The organism is Ornithinimicrobium humiphilum (assembly GCF_006716885.1).
Classification (GTDB): domain Bacteria; phylum Actinomycetota; class Actinomycetes; order Actinomycetales; family Dermatophilaceae; genus Ornithinicoccus; species Ornithinicoccus humiphilus.
The window spans coordinates 2232748-2254139 of record NZ_VFPU01000001.1 but is presented as its reverse complement, the minus strand read 5'-3'; the positions used below and the strand labels follow the sequence as shown (position 1 = coordinate 2254139).

The 21392-nt window shown below is 72.6% G+C and carries 17 protein-coding genes; 13 read left to right on the top strand and 4 right to left on the bottom strand.

Annotated elements, in window-relative coordinates; genetic code table 11:
- Positions 1-155: 155 nt before the first annotated feature.
- From FB476_RS16485 to FB476_RS10550, 3 genes are read left to right on the top strand one after another with little or no spacing between them, the layout of a single operon-like run.
- Complete coding sequence (locus FB476_RS16485) at positions 156-632, top strand: collagen-binding domain-containing protein (RefSeq protein WP_170233597.1); 477 nt, start codon at positions 156-158, stop codon at positions 630-632.
- Positions 629-1432, top strand: coding sequence for a VaFE repeat-containing surface-anchored protein (locus FB476_RS10555; RefSeq protein WP_202876959.1), 804 nt, complete (start codon positions 629-631; stop codon positions 1430-1432). Before FB476_RS16485 ends, FB476_RS10555 begins: the two co-directional genes overlap by 4 nt.
- A gap of 46 nt (positions 1433-1478) precedes the next feature.
- Entirely contained in the window at positions 1479-2195 is a 717-nt protein-coding gene (locus FB476_RS10550; RefSeq protein ID WP_238329664.1) for a nucleoside/nucleotide kinase family protein, read from the top strand.
- 1 nt (position 2196) lies between these two features.
- On the opposite strand, the gene glpK is transcribed toward FB476_RS10550, so the two are convergent.
- Together glpK and FB476_RS10540 are read right to left on the bottom strand one after the other, a co-directional pair.
- A complete protein-coding gene (gene glpK / locus FB476_RS10545; protein WP_141818713.1) occupies positions 2197-3720 on the bottom strand; it encodes a glycerol kinase GlpK in 1524 nt (507 codons plus the stop codon).
- The gene (locus FB476_RS10540) at positions 3717-5444 is read right to left on the bottom strand and encodes a glycerol-3-phosphate dehydrogenase/oxidase (protein WP_141820183.1); all 1728 of its coding nucleotides are present in this window, start codon (positions 5442-5444) and stop codon (positions 3717-3719) included. The genes glpK and FB476_RS10540 overlap by 4 nt, the downstream gene beginning before the upstream one ends.
- A 134-nt stretch (positions 5445-5578) precedes the next feature.
- On the opposite strand from FB476_RS10540, the gene FB476_RS10535 reads away from it, so the two are divergent.
- Complete coding sequence (locus tag FB476_RS10535; protein ID WP_141818712.1) at positions 5579-6424, top strand: GNAT family N-acetyltransferase; 846 nt, start codon at positions 5579-5581, stop codon at positions 6422-6424.
- Positions 6425-6434: 10 nt separating this feature from the next.
- On the opposite strand, the gene FB476_RS10530 is transcribed toward FB476_RS10535, so the two are convergent.
- Positions 6435-8504 (bottom strand): prolyl oligopeptidase family serine peptidase, encoded by a 2070-nt coding sequence (locus FB476_RS10530; protein ID WP_141818711.1) that lies wholly within the window; start codon positions 8502-8504, stop codon positions 6435-6437.
- A gap of 194 nt (positions 8505-8698) precedes the next feature.
- Between FB476_RS10530 and FB476_RS10525 the strand changes: the two genes are divergently transcribed.
- The 6 genes from FB476_RS10525 (at position 8699) to FB476_RS10500 (ending at position 16214) form a co-directional block, all read left to right on the top strand.
- Entirely contained in the window at positions 8699-9901 is a 1203-nt protein-coding gene (locus FB476_RS10525) for an alpha-hydroxy acid oxidase (protein WP_238329663.1), read from the top strand.
- An 81-nt stretch (positions 9902-9982) separates the two neighbouring features.
- Positions 9983-11152: an ABC transporter substrate-binding protein gene (locus tag FB476_RS10520; protein ID WP_141818710.1), complete on the top strand. Its 1170-nt coding sequence runs from the start codon at positions 9983-9985 to the stop codon at positions 11150-11152.
- A 1-nt stretch (position 11153) separates the two neighbouring features.
- A complete protein-coding gene (locus tag FB476_RS10515; protein ID WP_141818709.1) occupies positions 11154-12029 on the top strand; it encodes a branched-chain amino acid ABC transporter permease in 876 nt (291 codons plus the stop codon).
- Complete coding sequence (locus FB476_RS10510; RefSeq protein ID WP_238329662.1) at positions 12029-13726, top strand: branched-chain amino acid ABC transporter ATP-binding protein/permease; 1698 nt, start codon at positions 12029-12031, stop codon at positions 13724-13726. The genes FB476_RS10515 and FB476_RS10510 overlap by 1 nt, the downstream gene beginning before the upstream one ends.
- Entirely contained in the window at positions 13723-14433 is a 711-nt protein-coding gene (locus FB476_RS10505; RefSeq protein ID WP_141818707.1) for an ABC transporter ATP-binding protein, read from the top strand. Before FB476_RS10510 ends, FB476_RS10505 begins: the two co-directional genes overlap by 4 nt.
- Before the next feature lie 167 nt (positions 14434-14600).
- Complete coding sequence (locus tag FB476_RS10500; protein WP_141818706.1) at positions 14601-16214, top strand: M20/M25/M40 family metallo-hydrolase; 1614 nt, start codon at positions 14601-14603, stop codon at positions 16212-16214.
- 117 nt (positions 16215-16331) lie between these two features.
- Here FB476_RS10500 and FB476_RS10495 read toward each other — a convergent pair whose 3' ends face one another.
- Entirely contained in the window at positions 16332-17315 is a 984-nt protein-coding gene (locus FB476_RS10495) for a DMT family transporter (RefSeq protein WP_238329661.1), read from the bottom strand.
- Positions 17316-17430: 115 nt separating this feature from the next.
- Here FB476_RS10495 and FB476_RS10490 point away from each other — a divergent pair, with 115 nt between their 5' ends.
- The 3 genes from FB476_RS10490 to FB476_RS10480 all read left to right on the top strand — a co-directional run bounded on the left by FB476_RS10490 (position 17431) and on the right by FB476_RS10480 (position 21392).
- On the top strand, positions 17431-18675 hold the full coding sequence (locus FB476_RS10490; protein WP_141818705.1) for a cysteine desulfurase-like protein: 1245 nt from the start codon (positions 17431-17433) through the stop codon (positions 18673-18675).
- Positions 18676-18768: 93 nt separating this feature from the next.
- Positions 18769-20580, top strand: coding sequence for a proline--tRNA ligase (locus tag FB476_RS10485; RefSeq protein ID WP_141820180.1), 1812 nt, complete (start codon positions 18769-18771; stop codon positions 20578-20580).
- A gap of 14 nt (positions 20581-20594) precedes the next feature.
- The gene (locus FB476_RS10480; protein ID WP_141818704.1) at positions 20595-21392 is read left to right on the top strand and encodes a TSUP family transporter; all 798 of its coding nucleotides are present in this window, start codon (positions 20595-20597) and stop codon (positions 21390-21392) included.

The window sequence follows — 21392 nt, the reverse complement described above, 5'->3', positions numbered from 1 at the left end:
TCCAGTAGAGTCGTGGAGCACGAGTCTGCGTGCAGAGGTCTGCGCGCCGCAACCGGCGCGTGGGAGAACGAGTCCCGTGACGGACTCCTCTGAATTTCTAGGAGAGAATTCATGCCCCCGATTTGTCGCGCCCGAAACCGGGACGAATCAAGAAGATGCTGGCCTCCGCCACGACGGCGTTGCTGGTCGCGAGCGGTCTGACCGCAGCTGGTTCTGCATCTGCGGAGACCACCACCATCAACCCCTTCGCCACCAACAACGGGTTCTCGATCGTCGCCAAGGGAAATGCGACGCTCGGCAACAACGAGATCGAGGGGTCGATAGCCGCATTCGGCTCGATCGCCGCGACCTCGTCGAACTACCCCCTGGTCCACAAGGTGGCAGGGGTGGGGGACTGCGCCATCCCGACGATCGACGGCGACCCCCGTCCGCATCCTGGCCGGTCCTTCGTCGGGATCGGCAACATCGCGGTGACGAATGCCGGCCATGGAGGGGGCCCCCGGCGTGTCCGGCGCGATCGCCAAGCTTGCGAGCGTGGATGGCCTGAAAGGGCGGCCCGCGCGGCGACTGGCTCCGCGTCAGCAACAGCTACGGCAGCTCCGAGCAGGGCAACCTCGACCTCGAGGCCTTGAAGCTGTCCACGAACCCCACGCCCGAGGGGAACGTGAAGACCAAGCTCGGCCCGGTCGCCGCCTACTTCGGCTGCCTCGACCAGCCGGTGCAGCAGACCAACTCCTGCCTCTCCAGCCTGTACGGGTCCGAGCTCGCGACCCGCGTCCAGGTCCGGAGCGACGGCGGGATGGTGTTCCCCTCCGGGTTCAGCTCCAGCCAGCCGAACTACCTCGACTACAGCGAGGTCGCGGGCAAGATCATCAAGCGGGACAACTTCGGGGGATACGTCCCCAACTCCGACGTGACCTTCGACTCGAACGTCACGCACAACGGGCAGATCTTCGCCGGCGGCAGCTTCACCAGCCGCGGTGCGGGCGAGCTGCACCACCACACCTTCATGGGCAACCTGCCCTGCGCCGTCAGCGAGCCGGAGCCGGAGCTGGACCCGCGCATCGCCACGACGGTGTCGGTGCCGGGTTCGGAGGGCAAGGTCGTGCCGTTCACCGGTGGGACGCTGGTGGACACGGTGGCCTACGAGGACCTGACGCCGGGGGTGGAGTACACCCTGGATGGTCAGGTGCGTGTGGTGGCTGATGGCTCGGCGACCGGGATCGTGGCGTCGGCGACGTTCGTTCCGGAGTCGGCCTCGGGCACGGTCGAGGTGACGTTCGAGATCACCGGTGAGCAGGCCGCGGAGTACGCGGGCCAGGCGCTGGTGGTGTTCGAGTACCTCAAGGCCGGTGGTGAGCTGGTGGCCGAGCACGCCGACCTCGAGGACGAGGCGCAGTCCGTCGTCGTCCTGGCCGAGCGGACCGACTGAACCCTCGTGGCTCGGAGCAGTCCTCCCCACTGCATACCCTGGGCGTATGACGTCGCCCGGGTTCCTCCCCGTCCGCCAGCTGGTCCTCGTCGACCTGCTGGCGATGATGTGCGCCACCAACCCCGGCCAGCGGGCGATCGTCGCGGTCGACGGCCCTGACGGGGTGGGCAAGACCCGGCTGGTGGGGGAGCTCGTCGCGCTGGCGCCGCACGTGGCCGGCCGTCAGGTGCTCAGCGTCTCGGTGGACGGCTTCCACCACCCCCGCGAGCGGCGCTACGCCCGCGGGCGCACCGCGCAGACCTGCTACGAGGACGCCTTCGACTACGACGCGCTGCGGCGGGCCGTGACCCACCCCTTCCGCGCCGGCCTCGAGATCGTCCCGGCGGTCCACGACGTCCGCACCGACCAGGTCGTGCACCCCGACCCGCTCGAGCCCGACGAGGACGCGCTGCTCGTCGTCGAGGGCGTCTTCCTGCGGCGGCCCGAGCTGCGTGGGGAGTGGGACGCCACCTGCCTCGTGACCGCGCCGCTGCGCGTCACCGTCCCGCGTGGCAACGCGCGCTTCCCGAGCTCGCGGGTCCCTGGCGACCACGACCCGGAGCACCCGGCCAACGAGCGCTACGTCGGCGCCCAGCGGCTCTACCAGCAGCAGGCCCGCCTGTGGCAGCCGACCTGGATCGTCGACAACAGCGACCTCTCCCGCCCCGAGCTCGTCGTGCCCGACCCCGAGGACCCGCAGTGGTTCGGGGACGAGCCGGACTGAGCTAGGGCTCGGCCGTCTCGGTGTCCTCGTCGACCCAGTCGAACGTCCGGGTCACCGCCTTGCGCCACTGCCGGAAGAGGCGCTCCCGCTCGGCCTCGTCCATGCGCGGGCTCCACCGGTGGGCCTCGCTCCACTGCCGGACCAGCTCGTCCTGGTTCTTCCAGAAGCCGACCGCGAGGCCGGCGGCGTAGGCCGCGCCCAGCGCGGTCGTCTCGGCGATCTGCGGACGCACCACGTCGATGCCGAGGATGTCGGCCTGGAACTGCATGAGGGTGTCGTTGGCGACCATGCCGCCGTCGACCCTCAGCTCGCGCGCGGGCACCTCGGCGTCGGCGTCCATCGCCTCCATGACCTCGCGGGTCTGGTAGGCCGTGGCTTCCAGCGCGGCGCGGGCGATGTGGTGGCGGTCGACGAAGCGGGTGAGCCCGACGATGGCGCCGCGGGCGTCGTCGCGCCAGTGCGGGGCGAAGAGCCCCGAGAAGGCCGGGACGATGTAGCAGCCGCCGTTGTCGTCCACCTTCGTGGCGAGCTTCTCGATCTCGGCCGCGTCGCGGATGATCCCGAGGTTGTCGCGCAGCCACTGGACCAGCGAGCCGGTCACCGCGATCGATCCCTCGAGGGCGTAGACGGCGTCCTGGTCGCCGAGCTGGTAGCAGACGGTCGTGAGCAGGCCGTGCTCGCTGCGCACGATGTCGGTGCCGGTGTTGAGCAGCAGGAAGTTGCCGGTGCCGTAGGTGTTCTTGGACATCCCGGGCTCGAAGCAGGCCTGGCCGACCATCGCCGCCTGCTGGTCGCCGAGGATCCCGGCGATCGGGGCCCCGAGCTTGGTGCTGGTGCCGTAGACCTCCGAGGAGGACCGGATCTCCGGCAGCATCGCCAGCGGCACGCCCATGGCGTCGGCCACCTCGGACGACCAGTCCAGGGTCTGCAGGTCCATGAGCATGGTGCGCGAGGCGTTGGTGACGTCGGTGACGTGCACGCCGCCGCGCGGTCCGCCGGTGAGGTTCCACACCAGCCAGCTGTCCATCGTGCCGAAGAGCAGCTCACCGGCCTCCGCCCGCTCGCGGGCCCCGTCGACGTGGTCGAGGATCCAGCGCACCTTGGGCCCGGAGAAGTAGGTTGCCAGCGGCAGGCCGCAGACGTCCTTGAACCGGTCCGCCCCCTCTTCGCCGCCCAGCTCGGAGACCAGTCCGGTGGTGCGGGTGTCCTGCCAGACGATCGCGTCGTGCACAGGCTTCCCGGTCCTGCGGTCCCACACCACGGTGGTCTCGCGCTGGTTCGTGATCCCGATGGCCGCGATGTCCGCGCCGGTGCGGTCGGCCTTGCCGAGGGCCGTGCCGATCACCTCGCGGGTGCTGGCCCAGATCTCGCTCGCGTCGTGCTCGACCCAGCCTGCGCGGGGGAGCAGCTGACGGTGCTCCTTCTGCCCGACCGAGAGGATCGCGCCCTCGCGGTCGAAGACGATGGCCCGGGTGCTCGTGGTGCCCTGGTCGATCGCCAGGACGCAGCTGTCGCGGTCGCTCACCGGCGCACCCCCTGCAGCACGCGGTCGCGGGCCGCGACCGCCGCCTCGTCGGTGGTCTCCCGCGCGGCCGCCTCGTCGGCGAGCACGCGCCGCTCGTAGGCCTCGACCTCCCCGGCCTCTCGCGCCTCGTTCCAGCCGAGCCACTGCACGGCGATCTCGGCGATCTCCGGCACGGCGGCCAGACCCTTGCGCGGCTCCTCGTAGTAGAGCCGGGTGCGGCGCATCATGACGTCCTCGAGGTGGAGCACGCCCTCGCTGATGCACGCGTAGGCGATCTCGACCCGCAGGTAGGCCGGTGCGTGCTCGAGAGGGCGCGCCAAGGAGGGGTCCTCGACGATGAGGTCGAGCAGCTGCTCGACCAGCGAGCCGTAGCGGTGCAGCAGGTGGTCGGTGATCTGCTCGGACCAGCCGAAGCGGTCGCGCAGGGCGGGCATCCGGCGCCGCATCGCGGCCTCCCCGACGGCACCGAGCAGCGGGATCTGGTGGGTGATCGACGGCAGCTCCGACGCCCGGTCGCCCAGGGACAGGTCGACGGCGTCCTTGGCCATCACCCGGTATGTCGTCAGCTTGCCGCCCCCGACCACCGTCAGGCCGGGGAGCGGGGAGACCACGGTGTGCTCGCGGCTGACCTTGGCCGAGTCGGTGTCGCCCTCGACGCCCGGCTGGAGCAGCGGGCGCAGGCCGGCGTACCAGCCCACGACGTCGTCGCGGGTGAGGTGGGTGGTGAGCACGGAGTTGGCGTGCTCCAGCACGTAGTCGATGTCGGTGGCGGTGGCGACGGGGTGCCCGCGGTCGAGGCGCCAGGGGGTGTCGGTGGTGCCGATGATCCAGTAGCGCGCCCACGGGATGAAGAAGAGGACCGAGCGCTCGGTCTGCAGGAAGAGACCGCTCGTGCCGCGGATGCGGTCGCGCGGGACGACGAGGTGGATGCCCTTGGAGGCCATCACCCGCAGGCAGCTCGGGTCGCCGGTGAGGCCACCGACCTCCTCGGTCCACACGCCGGCACAGGAGACGACCTGGTTGGCCCGGGCCTCGAAGACCTCCCCGGTCTCCTCGTCACGCAGCCGCGCGCCGACGATGCGGTCGCCCTCGCGCAGCAGCCCGACCGCCCGGGTCCGGCTCGCGACCGAGGCGCCGTAGGTGTGGGCGGTGCGCACGAGGGTCGAGACGAGGCGGGCGTCGTCGACCGTGGCGTCCCAGTACTTCACGGCACCGATCGCCCGTCCCTCGCGCAGGTCGGGGAACTCCCGGTGGAGGCCCCGACGCCCGGCGTGCTGGTGGATGGGCAGGGCGCGCTGGCCCGGCAGCGCGTTGGCCAGCAGGTCGTAGAGCGTCACCCCGGCGCCGTAGTAGGCCCGCTGCCAGACGCGGTGCTCGAGGGGGATGAGGAAGGGCATCGGCTTGACCAGGTGCGGGGCCAGCGAGCGCAGCAGCAGGCCGCGCTCCGTCAACGCCTCGTGGACCAGGCCGAAGTCGAGCATCTGCAGGTAGCGCAGGCCGCCGTGGACCAGCTTGGTCGACCACTGGGACGTCCCGGAGCCCCAGTCGGACGCCTCCACGAGGGCGGTCGCCAGGCCCCGCGTGGTGGCGTCGAGGGCGGCTCCGGCGCCGGTGACGCCACCGCCGACGACCAGGATGTCCAGGGGCGGCCGGGTCGTGCCGCTCTCGCGCAGCGTGCGCAGGGCCTCGTCGCGGTCGCGCCCCGTGAGGGCCTTGGGCTGCATGCTCGCTCGCACCTTCTCTCGCACCGACGTGGTGGTCTGCAGCAAGCCTCTCATCCCCGCTCCTCGGCGGGGCGCGGACCCGGACCCGGCGGGGTGCTGTCGACGTGGCGTGCGGCGTGGGGCAGGCTGGTCCCATGCTGCGCAGCCTCGGGACCGTGCGGGCGCTCGGCCTGCAGGACGTCGAGGACGCCCTGGAGGTGTGCGGGCGCGACCCGGTGACCAACGTCTTCGTCGCCGCGCGCATCCTCGAGAGCGGCCTGGCCGGCACCCGCGGCCCGCTGTTCTCCTACGACGGCGGCGGCGAGCGTGCCCTCTGCTGGTGCTCGGCCAACGTCGTGCCGGTGGAGGCCACGAGCAGCCGGGCACTCGGCGCACTGGCTGCCAAGGTGGTGCGCCGCCGCGCCTGGGCGAGCTCGGTCTTCGGCCCCGCCGACCAGGTCCTCGACCTGTGGGGCCGCCTGGCCCGGCACTGGGGCGAGCCGCGGGAGATCCGCGAGAACCAGTACCTCATGACGATGAGCACGTCACCGGTCGCGCTCGGCCGGCCGGTCGACCCAGCCGTGCGGGTGGCCCGCCGCGACGAGCTCGACCTCGTCGTGCCGGCCGCGGCCGCGATGTTCACCGAGGAGATCGGCTACCCGCCCTACCAGGGCAGCGGGCTGGCCTACCGGCAGGGCGTCGCGACCCTCGTCGAGCGGGGCCACTGCCTGGTGCGCGTCGAGGACGGCCAGGTGGTCTTCAAGGCCGACCTGGGCTCCGTCGCGCTCGGCGTCGCGCAGGTGCAGGGGGTCTGGGTGCACCCGGCCTGGCGCGGACGCGGCATCGCGGCACCGGCCATGGCGGCGGTCGTCGAGCACACGCTGCGGCACGTCGCCCCGACGGTCACCCTCTACGTCAACGACTTCAACGCCCCCGCCGTGGCGACCTACCGCCGCGTGGGCTTCGTGCAGACGGGGACGTTCGCGACCGTCCTGCTCTGAGCCCGGGCGCTCAGCCGGCCAGCCGCTCGTGCAGGAAGCTCCAGGCCAGCGCGTGCCAGCTCGCCCACTGGTCGGCCGTGCTCGCGCCGCCGTGGCCGCCCTCGGTGTTCTCCCAGTAGGTGACGTCGCAGCCGTGCTCCTCCAGCAGCGCCGCCATCTTGCGGGCGTGACCGGGATGGACGCGGTCGTCGCGCGTGGACGTCGCCAGGTAGACCGGCGGGGTCGGTCGGGCGGGGTCGAACCGGTGGTAGGGCGAGTAGGTGCGCAACCACTCCCACTGCTCCGGGTCGTCCGGGTCGCCGTACTCGGCCATCCACGACGCGCCGGCGAGCAGCAGGTGGTAGCGCTGCATGTCGAGCAGCGGGACCTGGCAGACCACCGCCCCGAAGTCCTCTGGGTAGCCGGTCAGCATGTTGCCCACGAGCAGCCCGCCGTTGGAGCGACCGGTGCAGCCGAGCCGCGGCACGGAGGTGACCCCGCGGGCGACCAGGTCGCGCGCGACCGCCACGAAGTCCTCGTAGGCGCGGTGCCGCTCCGGGCCCAGCGCCGCCTGGTGCCAGCGCGGCCCGAACTCCCCGCCGCCGCGGATCCCCGCGACGACGTGCACGTGCCCCGCGGCGAGCCAGGCCCGCCCGACGATCGGGTCGTAGGCCGGGGTGAGCGCGTGCTCGAAGCCGCCGTAGCCGTGGAGGACGGTGGGCGTGGTGCTGTCCAGGGGGAGGTCGGCCGGGCCGACCTGCCAATAGGGCACCCGGGTGCCGTCCTGGGAGGTTGCCCAGTGCTGGGTGACCTCCAGCCCCGAGGCGTCGAAGCGCGGCGGCGCCGAGCGCAGCGGCTCCAGCGTCACCCCGCCGCCGAGGTGGGCGACCGACAGCGCCATCGGCTCCAGGAAGCCGGTCGTGACCAGCCAGAGGTCGTCGCTGTCGTGGCGGTCGACGGCGCTCACGCTCACGGTGCGCAGGCCGACGTCGAGGCGGTCGGTCAGGTCGTCGGTGCGCCACGCGCCGTCGGGTGCGGGGGAGTGGACCTGGACGGTGTGCCGGACGTCCACGAGCGCGGTCGTCACCAGGTGGGAGGCGGTCCAGGTGAGGTCGACCAGCGCCGAGCGTTCGTCGGGGACGAACACGGAGGTCCATCGGGCCCGTCCGGCGAGCAGGTCGTCCAGGGACGTCACGAGCAGGCTGCCCGCGGGCCACGACGTGTCCCCGCCGTCCGGTCCGGGCGCGGTCCAGGGGTCGCGCAGCCGCACGGCCACGCGCGTGTCGTGGACCGAGGCCTCGGCGCTCGGCGGCAGCGGGAGCGGTCGCAGACCGTCGTCGGTCAGGACGAGCGTCTCCTCGGTCCAGAAGGTGATCGCACGTCGCAGCACGGTCCGCCCGGTGTGCTGGTCGTGCTCGACGAAGAGGCCCAGGTCGGTCTCCTCGATCGTGTGGATCGCCTGCGCCTCCGCCACGGGCGTGCCGCGCCGCCACAGCCGCGCGGTGCGGGGGTAGCCGGAGCGGGTGGCGCCGGTCGGGTCGTCGGCCGTGACGAGGTAGACGTGGTCGCGGTCGCGCCAGGTCAGCCGGCCCTTGGCCTCGCCCTTGACGAACCCCTCGGGGGCGGCCACCCAGCGGCCGGTGGTCAGGTCGAGCTCGCGGGTCGTGCCGGCATCGGCACCACCGCGGGAGAGATGGACCAGGGCCCGGTCGTAGGTCGGCCGCAGCAGCGCGGCGCCCTGCCACACCCACGGCACGTTCTCATCGCGGGCGAGGGCGTCGACGTCGACGAGCACCTCCCACTCCGTCTCCTCGGCGCGGTAGGAGTCCCAGGTGGTGCGACGCCATACCCCTCGCGGGTGCTCGGCGTCCGTCCAGAAGCCGTAGAGGTGCTCGCCCGCCTGGCTGACCAGCGGGATCCGGTCGGGGGCCTCGAGCGCCTCGCGGATCGCCGCGTGGCGCTGCGCGTGGCCGGGCACGTCCCGCAGACGGCTCTCGGACGCCGAGCTCCGGGTGCCGACCCACTCCAGCGCGGCCGGGGAGTCGACCTCCTCCAGCCACGCGTAGGGGTCCGGCTCGGCAGGTCGGGCGGAGGTCGTCATGGGGCTCACTCCACCACATCCTGGCGACGCGCCCGGAGCCGACACCCGAGCGGGAATCTGTGAGAGGTACCCTGCCAGGGACGTGTGGCCATCCGCGCCCGCGCATAATCATCCAGCGCCTCCCGAGGAGTGCTCTCGTGTCTCCCTTGCGTCGCCGGGTCCCGACATGGTCCGAGCTCCGTCCGCTCGTCCGGGTGGAGCCGCCGTCCCTCGCGCGGACGGCCGCCGCCCTGCGGCGCGCCCAGACCGTCGAGGACCTGCGGGTGCTCGCGCGCCGGCGCACGCCCCGCGCGGTCTTCGACTACGTCGACGGGGCCGCCGAGGGCGAGCGGTCCCTGGCCCGAGCGCGCCAGGCCTTCGCCGACGTGGAGTTCCGCCCCCGGGTGCTGCGCGACGTCAAGCACGTCGACGCCCGCGTCGAGCTGCTCGGGGTCTCCAGCCCGGTCCCGCTCGTCCTGGCCCCGACCGGCTTCACCCGGATGATGCACACCCAGGGGGAGTGGGCGGTGGCCCGTGCCGCCGCGGCCGCCGGGGTGCCCTACACGCTCTCGACGATGGGCACCGTCTCCGTCGAGGACCTGGCCGCCGACGTCCCCGACGTGCAGCGCTGGTTCCAGCTCTACCTCTGGCAGGACCGCGAGGCCTCCCGCGCGCTGATCCGCCGGGCCGCCGCCGCGGGCTTCGGCACCCTCGTGCTCACGGTCGACACGGCCGTCGCCGGCCAGCGGCTGCGCGACGTGCGCAACGGCCTGACCATCCCGCCGGCGCTCACCGCCCGCACCCTGGGAGGTATGGCGCTCCACCCCCGGTGGTGGGTCGACATGCTCACCAGCGAGCCCATCGAGTTCGCCTCGCTGCGCACCTCCGGCGGCACCGTCGCCGACCTCGTGGACCGGATGTTCGACCCGTCCATGACCACGGACGACCTCGCGTGGCTGCGCGAGGAGTGGCCCGGCCGCATCGTCGTCAAGGGCGTCCAGCACCCGCAGGACGCCGCCGACCTCGTCGCCCTCGGCATGGACGGGCTCGTCCTCTCCAACCACGGCGGGCGCCAGCTCGACCGGGCCGTCGCCCCGCTCGACCTGCTGCCCGAGGTCCGCGCCGCGGTCGGCCCCGACGTGCCGCTGCTCATCGACGGGGGCGTCATGCACGGCGGCGACATCGTCGCGGCCCGCGCCCGCGGCGCCGACGCCGTCATGGTCGGCCGTGCCTACCTCTACGGCCTCATGGCCGGTGGCGAGCCGGGCGTCGCCCGCGCCCTGGAGATCCTCGTCTCGCAGGTCCACCGCACCCTGCGGCTGCTCGGTGTCTCCCGGATCGCCGACCTCGGCCCCGACCACGTGCCGCCGGCGGCAGCACGGCATACCCCCGCTCCGGGGGCGCTGCCCACCTCCTGACCTTCCGTGCGCCCGGGACCGTCCCCGGACGCACCCCCAGCTCCACCGAACCCGACCGAACCCGACCGAAAGAGAAGCACCATGAAGACCTCCGTCAAGACCCTGGCCCTGACGGGCACCCTGGCCCTGATCCTCACCGCCTGCGGCGACAGCGGCAGCGGCGACGCCGGGGGGGAGGGCGAGCTGGTCGGGTCCGGCAGCGGCGACTCCTGCGTCATCGAGACCCCCGTCCCCGTCGGCGCCGTCGTCTCGCTCACCGGCGCCGCGGCGTCCTACGGCGAGTCCCAGAAGAAGGGCCTCGAGCTGGCCCTCGAGCAGCTGACCGAGAAGGGCGGCGTGGAGTACGACCTCAAGATCGAGGACGACGCCACCGACCCGCGCCAGGGCATCACCGTCTTCGAGCAGCTCAGCGAGGACCGCAGCGCCATCATCGGCCCCACCCTGTCCAACGGCGCCTTCCAGGCCCAGCCGATCGCCCAGGAGGCGGGCGTGCCGGTCGTGGCCATCTCCAACACCGCCGACGGCATCACCGCCCAGGGCGACTACATCTTCCGCGTGTCCCTCACCGAGGCCCAGGTCATCCCGCAGACCGTCGAGGTCGCCAAGGCCGAGTACGGCCTGGAGAAGGTCGTCGTCATGTACTCCAACGACGACGCCTTCACCGAGTCCGGCTACAAGGTGTTCGCCTCCGCGCTCGAGGAGCAGGGCGTCGAGGTGCTCGACACCCTGACCTTCTCCAAGGCCGACACCGACTTCCGCGCGCTGCTCACCGAGGCCAAGGGCGACCAGCCCGACGCGATCGTGGTGTCCGGTCTCATCGAGGCCGCCATCCCGCTGGTGACCCAGGCCCGCGAGCTCGGCATCGACGTGCCGATCATCGGCGGCAACGGCTTCAACAACCCCAAGCTCATGGCGGACGCCGGCGAGGCGGCCGAGGGCGTCGTCGTCGGCGCGGCCTGGAACTCCGCCTCCGAGGGCGAGCTCAACACGGCCTTCCTGGCCGACTTCGAGGAGAAGTTCGGGTCCAAGCCCGACCAGTTCGCCGCGCAGGCCTACGTCGGTCTGGCCGCGATCGACGCGGCGGTCCGCTCGGGCTGCTCGGGCGAGCGCGACGCGATCAAGGAGGGCCTGGCCGGCCTGACCGACCTCGAGACCGTCCTGGGCACCCTGTCGATCAACGCCGACCGCGACTCCGAGCACCCCGCCGTGGTGCAGGTCGTCGAGGGCGGCACCTTCACGCCGCTGAACTGACATGCAGCAGCTGCTGAACGGCCTCTTCCTGGGGTCGATCTACGCGCTCTTCGCGATCGGGTTCACGCTCGTCTTCGGCATCCTCGACCGGCTCAACCTGGCGCACCCGGCCGTCTTCGCGGCCGCGGCGTTCGTCGGGATCGAGCTGGTCGCCGTCGGCGGGCTGTCGATCTGGGTGGCGCTCCCGCTCGTCGCCCTCTTCGGCGCCGTCCTGGGCCTGGTCATCGAGCGGGTGGCCTTCCGCCCGCTCAAGGGCAGACCCGACGCCCACTTCGCGGGGCTCATCGGCTCGATCGGGCTCGGCGGGATGGTCGTGGCGCTGCTGCTGTGGCGCTACGGCCCGGACACCCGCCGCTTCCCGGCCGACGCCTTCCCGAGCACGGCCTTCGAGATCGGCTCGGCCCGCGTGACGCTGCTCCAGGTCGCGATCCTGGCGATCTCGATCGTGCTCATGGCCGGGCTGACCTGGCTGGTCGGGCGCAGCCCGCTCGGCCGCGCCATGCGCGCGGTCGCGGAGAACCCGCGGGCCGCCACGGTCCTCGGGCTCAACGTCGACCGCGTCACCGCGACCACCTTCGCCCTGTCCTCCGCCCTCGGCGCGGTCGCCGGCGCCCTCTTCGCGATGAACGTCAACTCGGCCCAGCTGGGCATGGGCAGCGCCATCGAGCTCAAGGGCCTGGCGGTCATCATCGTCGGGGGTATGGGGTCGCTGCCGGGTGCGCTCGTCGGCGGCCTCCTCCTGGGGCTGGCCGAGGTCTTCGCGGTGCAGTACGTCGGCTCGAGCTGGCGCGACCTGGTCGCCTTCGGCCTGCTCTTCCTGCTGCTCATCGTGCGCCCGCAGGGGCTGTTCGGCAGCAAGCGCGTGAGGGAGGTGTGATGAGCGAGTCCGTCCTCGTCTTCATCGCGCTCAACGCGATCTTCGCCTACTCCTTCTACGCCGTCCTCGTCGCCGGGCAGCTCAGCCTGGGCCAGGCGGGCTTCGGCGCCCTGGGTGGCTTCACCGCCGCCGCGCTCGCGCCCGCCCCGTCCGACATCGGCGACGTGCCGGCCCTGGTGATCGCGATCGTCATCGGCATGGTCGTCGGTGCCCTCGCCGCCGTCGTGCTGGGTCTGCCGACGATGCACCTGCGCGGCGTCTTCCTGGCGATCGCGACCCTCGGTTTTGCCGAGGCGGTCCGCATCCTGCTCATCAACGCGGAGTGGACCGGCGGCGCCAACGGCATGTCGGTGCCCAAGATCGTCACCCCCTGGATGGCCTGGCTCTGCCTGGCGCTGGTCACCTACTGGTTCTGGCGCCAGGGGCCGAGCTCCTACGGCCGCGCCCTCGCCGCCATCCGCGAGGACGAGCTGGCGGCCCGGGCGATGGGTGTCGACGTCGGTCGGCACCGGCTGTCGGCCTTCGTCACCGCGGGCGCGGTGGCCGGCCTCTACGGCGTGCTGTGGGCCTACTACGTCCGGCTGCTGGCCCCCGAGGACTTCGCCTTCAGCACCGCGATCGACGGTCTCGTCATGGCGGTCGTGGGCGGGTCCACGGTCTGGGTCGGTCCGCTCCTGGGCGGCGCCTTCATGACCTCGGTCCCCGAGGTGCTGCGCGCCGTCGGGGTCGAGGCGGGCTGGATCCGGCCGTTCATCTCCAGCGCCCTGCTGCTCGTGGTCATCATCTTCCTGCCCGGTGGTCTCGCCTCGCTGCTGCCCCGGCGGCGGCTGCGGGTCCCCGCGGGGGAGACCGACGTCCACCTGTCTGCCTCCGAGTCGGGCCGCACGCTGCCGGCACCGGGCGAGACGATCGTCCGCGTGAGCGGCGGCACCAAGGACTACGGCGGCGTGCACGCCGTGCGGGGCGTCGACCTGACCGTCGCGGCGGGCGAGGTCGTGGGTCTCATCGGTCCCAACGGCGCGGGCAAGACCACGCTGGTCAACATGATCAGCGGCCTGGTCCCGCCGTCGTCGGGCACCTTCGAGGTGCTCGGCACGACGCCCGGGCGCACGCCGGTCCACAAGGTGGCGCAGGCCGGCGTGAGCCGGACCTTCCAGCACTCCAAGCTCTTCCCGCGGCTCTCCGCGCTGGAGAACGTGCTGGTCGGGGCGCACGTCGTGAGCCGGCCGACCTTCCTGCGGCGGCTGCTCTGGCTCCCCGGGGCCCGGCGTGACGAGGCCCGCGCGGCCGCGCACGCCGCCCGCTGCCTGGCCCGCGTGGGGCTGGGCGACCGGGCGTCGGAGGACGCCGGCTCGCTGTCCTACGGCGACCAGCGCCGCCTGGAGATCGCCCGCGCGCTCGCGGCCGAGCCGTCGCTGCTCGTGCTCGACGAGCCCGCAGCCGGCATGAACCACGTGGAGGCGGACGCGCTGTCCGAGCTCATCGGCTCGCTGGCGGCGGAGGGCCTGACGATCCTGCTCATCGAGCACAACGTCGGCATGGTCATGAAGACCTGCGACCGCATCGTGGTGCTCAACTTCGGCCAGGTGATCGCCACCGGCACGCCCGACGAGGTGATCGCCAACCCGGCCGTGGTCGAGGCCTACCTCGGCGGCGACGAGGCCACGCCCGGCAGCACGACGGAGGAGGCGCGATGAGCGATCCGATCCTGACGGTCGAGGACCTGACCGTCTCCTACGGGCGGGTGCACGCGGTGCGCGGCGTCAGCTTCACCGTCCCGCGCGGCGGGCTCGTGACGCTGGTCGGGGCCAACGGCGCCGGCAAGAGCTCGATCATCAACGCCGTCAGCGGGGTGGTCCGGCCCTCCGGCGGGCGGATCACCTTCGACGGACGGGACGTCACGCGCACGCCGGCCCACAAGCTGGTCTCCGCCGGCCTGGTGCAGGTGCCCGAGGGTCGCCAGATCCTGGCCACGATGACCATCGAGGAGAACCTCCAGCTGGGAGCCTGGCACACCTCCGGGGCCCGTACAGGCGAGGTCTACGACCGCTTCCCGGTCCTGGCGGAGCGGCGCAAGCTGCCCGCGGGCAGCCTCTCGGGCGGTGAGCAGCAGATGCTGGCCATCGGCCGGGCGCTGGTGGCCGAGCCCACGCTGATGCTCCTCGACGAGCCGTCCATGGGCCTGGCCCCCAAGGTCGTCGACGAGGTCTTCAAGGTCATCGAGGACATCCGTGCCGGCGGCACGAGCGTGCTGCTCGTGGAGCAGAACGCCCGCCGCGCGCTTCGCGCCGCGGACCACGGCTACGTCCTGAGCAGCGGCGAGGTGGTCCGCTCCGGACCGGCCGACGAGCTGCTCGCCGACGAGGGCATCGTCGCGGCCTACCTCGGCCTCGAGCGCGACTGAGACGCGTCGGACCGCCCGCCCGCTCCCGCGCGGGCGGGCGGTCCGGCGCGTTCTTTCTTGACCATTTCTTGGTGTGATCTTGAACACATCTTGACCATCGCAGGGTTAGGTTGCAGGGCGAACCGGCCGTCTGGCCGAGTTCTCCCCCCTGAGGACAAGGAAGTTCGATGACAAGATCCATGTGGAGCAGGCGCACCCTGGGAGTGGCCGCAGCAGGGGCCCTGGTCGGGTCCACCCTGGTCGCGGCGCCGTCGGGGGCGGCACCGTCGCAGCAGGGATGTGACAAGAGGAGCAACAACACCTACGACAAGCTGCTGGAGTGCGTCCGGGTCGAGGGCGTCCTGGAGCACCTGGAGGCCTTCCAGGCCATCGCGGACGCCCACGACGGCACGCGGGCCGACCAGACGCCGGGCTACCTCGCCAGCGTCGACTACGTCGTCGACGTGCTCGAGGGCGCCGGGTGGACTGCCGAGGTCGTCCCCTTCACCTACGACGCCGCCGATGTCCGCCTGGAGCAGCTCAGTCCGGTCAGCGCCAGCTACATCGCCTACGACGCCGAGGGCACCGGTGAGGGCGACGTGACCGGCAACGTCATCCCGGTGGACATCAACCTCGACACCGCGACCGACCGGGCGAACGACAGCGGCTGCGAGGCCTCCGACTTCGTCGGCCTCGACTTCTCGGGGCCCAACGACATCGCCCTGATGCAGCGCGGCTTCTGCGCGTTCGGGCTCAAGGCCGAGCTCGCCCAGGCGGCCGGTGCCGAGGCGGTCGTGCTCTTCAACCAGGGCAACACCGTCGAGAACGACGACCGGTTCGGTCCGGTCAACCCGACGCTGCTGCCCTTCGAGGCCAGCATCCCGGTGGTCGGCACCACGTTCGCCGCCGGTGAGGCCCTGGCCCAGCCCGGCGCCACGGCGACGGTCACGGTCCAGTTCGACGAGGTGACCTCCTACAACGTCATCGGCGAGCTCGCCGGCGTGCGGGACGACAACGTCGTCATGGCCGGTGCTCACCTCGACTCGGTCCCGGCCGGCCCGGGCATCAACGACAACGGCAGCGGCTCCGCCGGCCTCCTCGAGGTCGCCCAGCAGATGGGCAAGACGCGTCCGCACAACACCGTGCGCTTCGCCTGGTGGGGCGCCGAGGAGCTCGGCCTGATCGGCTCGACCGCGTGGGTCGAGCAGCGCAGCCAGGAGGAGCTCGACGAGATCGCGCTCTACCTCAACTTCGACATGATCGGGTCGCCGAACTACTACCTCGGCGTCTACGACGCGGACGAGTCGACGTTCGACGCGCCGGTCGTGGTCCCCGCGGGGTCGACTCACGTCGAGGACACCTTCGAGTCCTTCTACACGCTGGTGGGCGAGCCCTACGACGACTCGGCCTTCAGCGGTCGCAGCGACTACCAGGCGTTCATCGCCAACGGCATCGCCTCCGGTGGTCTCTTCACCGGTGCCGAGGGCGTCAAGACGCCGCTGCAGGCGACCGTCTGGGGCGGCACCGCCGGCGACTGGTACGACCCGTGCTACCACGCGGACTGCGACACCATGGACAACCTCGACCACCACGCCCTCGACGTGAACGCCGACGCCATCGCCTTCGCGGTGCTGCGCTACTCGGCGTCCACCGAGGAGGTCAACGGGGTCAAGGGCGTCAAGGTCCCGGGCAACTTCCGGATCCCCGCCCCGGCGGGCGAGGCCGGCACCTTCAAGCCCGGTGCGGCCGGAGGTGCAGGCGGTGGTCACGACCACGACCACGACCACCACGAGGCCCGCTGACACGGACCAGACCCGATGACGACGGGGCGTGTGGACCGGACGGTCCACCCGCCCCGCTCGTCGTTCCCGGGCGTTTCCTCGGCCTGGCTCGTCGTCCTGGGCGGCCCAGGATCCTGGTCAGTCCGGACCGACCGGGGCCGCCGGCTCCGACCCACGCAGCGACACGACGATGCCGGTCATGACGAGGGCGCAGCCGAGGAGCATGCGCGGGCTCATGACCTCGTCGAGCAGCAGCCACCCGCCGAGCGCGCCGAAGACCGCCTCGAGGCTGAGGAGCAGGGCCGCGTGGGAGGCCTTGGCGTGGCGCTGGGCGACGACCTGCAGGGTGTAGGCGACGCCGACGGCGAAGAGGCCGCCGTAGAGCACGGCCCCGACCGCGGCCCCGAGGCCGGCGAACGGGCGCTCCTCGACGACCAGGGCCAGGCCACCCGACAGCAGGGCGCACGCCGCGAACTGCGCGGCCGAGAGGCGCAGGGCGTCGACGGTCCGCACGAAGTGGTCGATGACGAGGATGTGCACCGCCCAGAAGACCGCCCCGGCCAGCACGAGCAGGTCGCCGGGGGCGATCGTCAGGTCCTCGGTCATGCTCAGCAGGTAGAGCCCGGGCACGGCCAGGGCGAGGCCGACCCACACCGCTCGCGAGGCCCGGTGCCCGACCAGCAGCCCCAGCACGGGGACGAGCACGATGTAGAGGCCGGTAATGAAACCGGCCTTGCCCGCCGTCGTGGTGGCCAGCCCCGCCTGCTGCAGCCCCGCGGCCGCGAAGAGCACGCCACCGGCGGCCAGCCCGGGCAGGAAGGGGGAGCGCCCCAGGCCGGCCGCGGGCGGCGTCTCGTCGTAGATCTCGCCCGCCGGGGGCTCGGGCACCACGAGCGGCGTCGCGGCCCGTCGCCGCGCGAACCACCAGATGAGGGGCAGCAGCGACAACGAGCCGATCGCGAAACGGGCGGCGTTGAAGCTCATCGCCCCCATGTGGTCGGCACCGAGGCGCTGGGCGACGAAGCCGAAGCCCCAGATCGCGGAGGTGAGGACGAGCAGGAGGTTGGCGCGCGTGCGCAGCGCCGGGTCGACGGTGCCCGTGGGCGCCGTCCCGGTGCTCACGCGCGGCCCTCGGTCCCGTGCGGTGCCGGGGAGGCGGGGGGAGGGGTCATGACGGCAAGGGTAGGACCGGCCACCCCGCGCGATGCGTCCGGGAGGCGGTGGCTACCTTGTGCCCATGACGTATGACGTGTCCGCCGTCCGGGAGCACTTCCCGGCGCTCCGCACCGGCACCGCCCACTTCGACGGCCCCGGTGGCTCCCAGACCCCGGACGTCGTGGCCGAGGCCGTGGCCTCGACCCTGACGAGCTCGATCGCCAACCGCGGCACGGTGACCGAGGCCGAGCTGCAGGCGGAGCGCACCGTGCTCGAGGCACGGGCGGCCATGGGCGACCTCCTCGGCGTCGACCCGGGCACCGTCATCTTCGGGCGCAGCATGACCGCCAACACCATGGACCTCGCCCGCACGCTGGCCCGCTGCCACGGCTGGGGGCCCGGCGACGAGGTCGTCGTCACCTCCCTCGACCACGACGGCAACATCCGGCCGTGGGTGATCGCGGCCGAGGCCGTCGGCGCCACGGTGCGCTGGGCCGAGATGGACCCCTCGACCGGCGAGCTGTCGCTCGAGGCGGTCCAGGAGGTGCTCTCCGACCGCACCCGCCTCGTCGCCGTGACCGGCGCGAGCAACCTCATCGGCACCCGGCCGGACCTGCCCGCCATCGTCGGTGCCGCGCACGCCGCCGGTGCCCTGGTGCACGTCGACGCCGTCCACCTCGCGGCGCACGAGACCCTCGACCGGGAGGCGCTCGGCGCCGACCTGCTGTCGTGCTCGCCCTACAAGTTTCTCGGCCCCCACATCGGGGTCACCACGGGCCGGGCGGACCTGCTCGAGGAGCTGCGCCCCGACAAGCTGCTGCCGTCCACCGACGCGGTGCCGGAGCGCTTCGAGCTGGGCACCCTGCCCTACGAGCTGCTGGCCGGCACGACGGCCGCAGTCGACTTCCTCGCCGGCCTGGCCTGGCTGGGCGAGGGCGCCGAGGGGCGTCCCGAGCCCGGGAGCTTGTCCCGTCGCGAGCGGCTCGCGGCCTCCTTCGCCGCGCTCGAGCGCCACGAGGACGCCCTGCGCGACCGCGCCGAGGCCGGTCTGCGCGCGATCGACGGCGTGATCGTGCACTCCCGCGCCGCCCGCCGGACCCCCACCCTGCTCTTCACGCTCGAGGGCGTGGAGCCCTCCGCGGTCCACCGCCATCTCGCCGGGCTCCGGGTCAACGCCCCCGCCAGCCACTTCTACGCCTGGGAGCTCAGCCACCGGCTCGGCCTCGGGGCCACCGGCGGCGTGCGCGTCGGCATGGCGCCCTACACCACGACCGAGGAGGTCGACCGGCTCCTGAAAGGCGTCGAGGAGCTCGCCGCCGCCCGGTAGGCTCTGACGGTCCGTCCGACACCGGCCGGGGACGCCGCAGCCGCGGCATACCCGGCCTCCACCTGCCCGACTCGAGGAGTGCTCCACGTGGCCATGCGCATGTCGACCCTGTTCCTGCGGACCCTGCGCGAGGACCCGGCCGACGCCGAGCTGCCGGGGCACAAGCTGCTCGTGCGCGCGGGCTACATCCGCCGCGCCGCCCCCGGCGTCTACACCTGGCTGCCGCTGGGCCTGAAGGTGCTGCGCAAGGTCGAGACGATCGTGCGCGAGGAGATGGACGCCATCGGCGGCCAGGAGCTGAGCTTCCCCGCGCTGCTGCCGCGGGAGCCCTACGAGGCCACCAACCGGTGGACCGAGTACGGCGACAACCTCTTCCGCCTGCAGGACCGCAAGGGCGTCGACATGCTCCTCGGCCCGACGCACGAGGAGATGTTCACCCTCGCGGTCAAGGACATGTTCAGCTCCTACAAGGAGCTGCCGCTGACGCTCTACCAGATCCAGACGAAGTACCGCGACGAGGCGCGTCCGCGCGCCGGGCTGCTGCGCGGCCGGGAGTTCATCATGAAGGACTCCTACTCCTTCGACGTCGACGACGCCGGGCTCGAGGCGGCCTACCAGCGTCACCGCGCCGCCTACGTGCGGATCTTCGACCGGCTCGGCTTCGACTACGTCATCGTGCACGCCGACTCCGGCGCGATGGGCGGCTCGGCGAGCGAGGAGTTCCTCGCCGTCAGCCCCGTCGGCGAGGACACCTTCGTGCGCTGCGAGGCGACCGGTTACGCCGCCAACGTCGAGGCCGTCGTCGTGCCCCAGGCCCCGCCGGTCGACCCCGCCGTGGTCGCGGCGACGCCCGCCGCGCACGTCGAGGACACCCCCGACAGCCCCACCATCGAGACGCTGGTCGCGCAGGCCAACGCGCTGCACCCGCGCGCCGACGGCCGGGAGTGGACCGCCGCCGACACCCTCAAGAACGTCGTCGTCATGCTCACGCACCCCGACGGCACCAAGGAGCCGCTGGCCATCGGCCTGCCCGGTGACCGCGAGGTCGACGCCAAGCGCCTCGAGGCCCAGGTGTCTCCGGCCGAGTGGGCGCCCTTCGACGAGAAGGACTTCGCGGCCTACCCGATGCTCGTCAAGGGCTACATCGGTCCGCGCGCCCTCGGCGAGGACAGCCCCTCGAAGATCCGCTACCTGCTCGACCCCTCGGTCGCCGAGGGCTCGGCGTGGATCACCGGCGCCGACGAGCACGGCAAGCACGTCTTCGACCTGGTGGTCGGCCGCGACTTCACCGCCGACGGCACGATCCAGGCCGGCGAGATCCGCGAGGGCGACCCCAGCCCCGACGGCGGTGGCCCGCTGACGCTGGCCCGCGGCATCGAGATGGGCCACATCTTCCAGCTCGGCCGCAAGTACGCCGAGGCCCTCGACCTCAAGGTGCTCGACGAGAACGGCAAGCTCGTCACGGTCACCATGGGCTCCTACGGCGTCGGCGTCTCCCGGGCCGTCGCCGCGGTCGCCGAGGCGACCCACGACGACCTCGGCCTGTGCTGGCCGCGGGCGCTCGCCCCGGCCGACGTGCACGTGGTGGCCACCGGCAAGGACCAGGCGGTCTTCGACTCCGCCGGGCTGCTCGTCGCCGACCTCGAGGCCGCCGGCCTCTCGGTGATCTACGACGACCGTCCCAAGGTCAGCCCCGGCGTGAAGTTCAAGGACGCCGAGCTGCTGGGCGTGCCCACGATCGTCGTGGTCGGCAAGGGCCTCGTCGACGGCACCATCGAGATCAAGGACCGCGCCAGCGGCGCCCGCCGGGACGTCCCGGTCGAGCGCGCGGCCGGCGAGGTCCTCGCCGAGGTGCGCGGGATCGTCGAGCAGGGCGACGGGGCGGCTCCGGCCGACCCGGCCTGACGGCATACCCGTCGGTGGTCGAGCACCTCGACGCGAGCCTTCTCGTCTTCATCGCCCTCGCTGGTCTGGCGGCGGGCTTCGTGGACGCGGTCGTCGGGGGAGGCGGGCTGATCCAGCTGCCCGCCCTCCTCGTCGGTCTGCCCGGGGCCAGCCCCGTGCAGCTGCTCGCCACCAACAAGATCGGCTCGATCATGGGCACCACGACGAGCTCGATCACCTACTTCCGGCGGGTCCGCCCCGACCTGCGCACCGCCGTGCCGCTGGCGCTCGCGGCCTTCGGCGGCAGCCTGGCCGGCGCGAGCCTGGCCTTCCTCATCAGCAAGGCGGCCTTCAACCCGCTGATCCTGGCCGTGCTCGTGGGCGTCGGCGCCTACACCCTGGCCAAGCCGACGATGGGGCAGATGCAGAAGCTGCGCTTCGGGCACCGGCGGCCGCGTCGCCACCTGGCCGCCGCGCTGGCCATCGGCGCGGCGGTGGGCAGCTACGACGGGGTGCTCGGCCCCGGCACGGGCTCGTTCTTCGTCTTCGCGCTCGTCAGCGTCCTCGGCTACGGCTTCCTCGAGGCCAGTGCCAAGGCCAAGATCGCCAACTTCGCCACCAACCTGGCCGCCCTCGTGGTCTTCGTGCCGCAGGGCGCCGTGATGTGGAAGGTCGGGCTGCTCATGGGCGGCTGCAACGTCATCGGCGGCTACCTCGGCGCTCGGGTCGCCGTCGCGCGGGGCAGCGGCTTCGTGCGCGTCTTCTTCGTCGTGGTGCTCTCGGCCTTCGTGCTCAAGATCGGCTGGGACACCTGGGTCCAGCTGACCGGCTGA

Coding starts and splice junctions, on each gene's coding strand:
- FB476_RS16485 (WP_170233597.1), top strand. CDS start 156: ATGCTGGCCTCCGCCACGACGGCGTTGCTGGTCGCGAGCGGTCTGACC.
- FB476_RS10550 (WP_238329664.1), top strand. CDS start 1,479: ATGACGTCGCCCGGGTTCCTCCCCGTCCGCCAGCTGGTCCTCGTCGAC.
- FB476_RS10540 (WP_141820183.1), bottom strand. CDS start 5,444: ATGCAGCCCAAGGCCCTCACGGGGCGCGACCGCGACGAGGCCCTGCGC.
- FB476_RS10535 (WP_141818712.1), top strand. CDS start 5,579: ATGCTGCGCAGCCTCGGGACCGTGCGGGCGCTCGGCCTGCAGGACGTC.
- FB476_RS10530 (WP_141818711.1), bottom strand. CDS start 8,504: ATGACGACCTCCGCCCGACCTGCCGAGCCGGACCCCTACGCGTGGCTG.
- FB476_RS10520 (WP_141818710.1), top strand. CDS start 9,983: ATGAAGACCTCCGTCAAGACCCTGGCCCTGACGGGCACCCTGGCCCTG.
- FB476_RS10515 (WP_141818709.1), top strand. CDS start 11,154: ATGCAGCAGCTGCTGAACGGCCTCTTCCTGGGGTCGATCTACGCGCTC.
- FB476_RS10510 (WP_238329662.1), top strand. CDS start 12,029: ATGAGCGAGTCCGTCCTCGTCTTCATCGCGCTCAACGCGATCTTCGCC.
- FB476_RS10505 (WP_141818707.1), top strand. CDS start 13,723: ATGAGCGATCCGATCCTGACGGTCGAGGACCTGACCGTCTCCTACGGG.
- FB476_RS10500 (WP_141818706.1), top strand. CDS start 14,601: ATGACAAGATCCATGTGGAGCAGGCGCACCCTGGGAGTGGCCGCAGCA.
- FB476_RS10490 (WP_141818705.1), top strand. CDS start 17,431: ATGACGTATGACGTGTCCGCCGTCCGGGAGCACTTCCCGGCGCTCCGC.
- FB476_RS10485 (WP_141820180.1), top strand. CDS start 18,769: ATGCGCATGTCGACCCTGTTCCTGCGGACCCTGCGCGAGGACCCGGCC.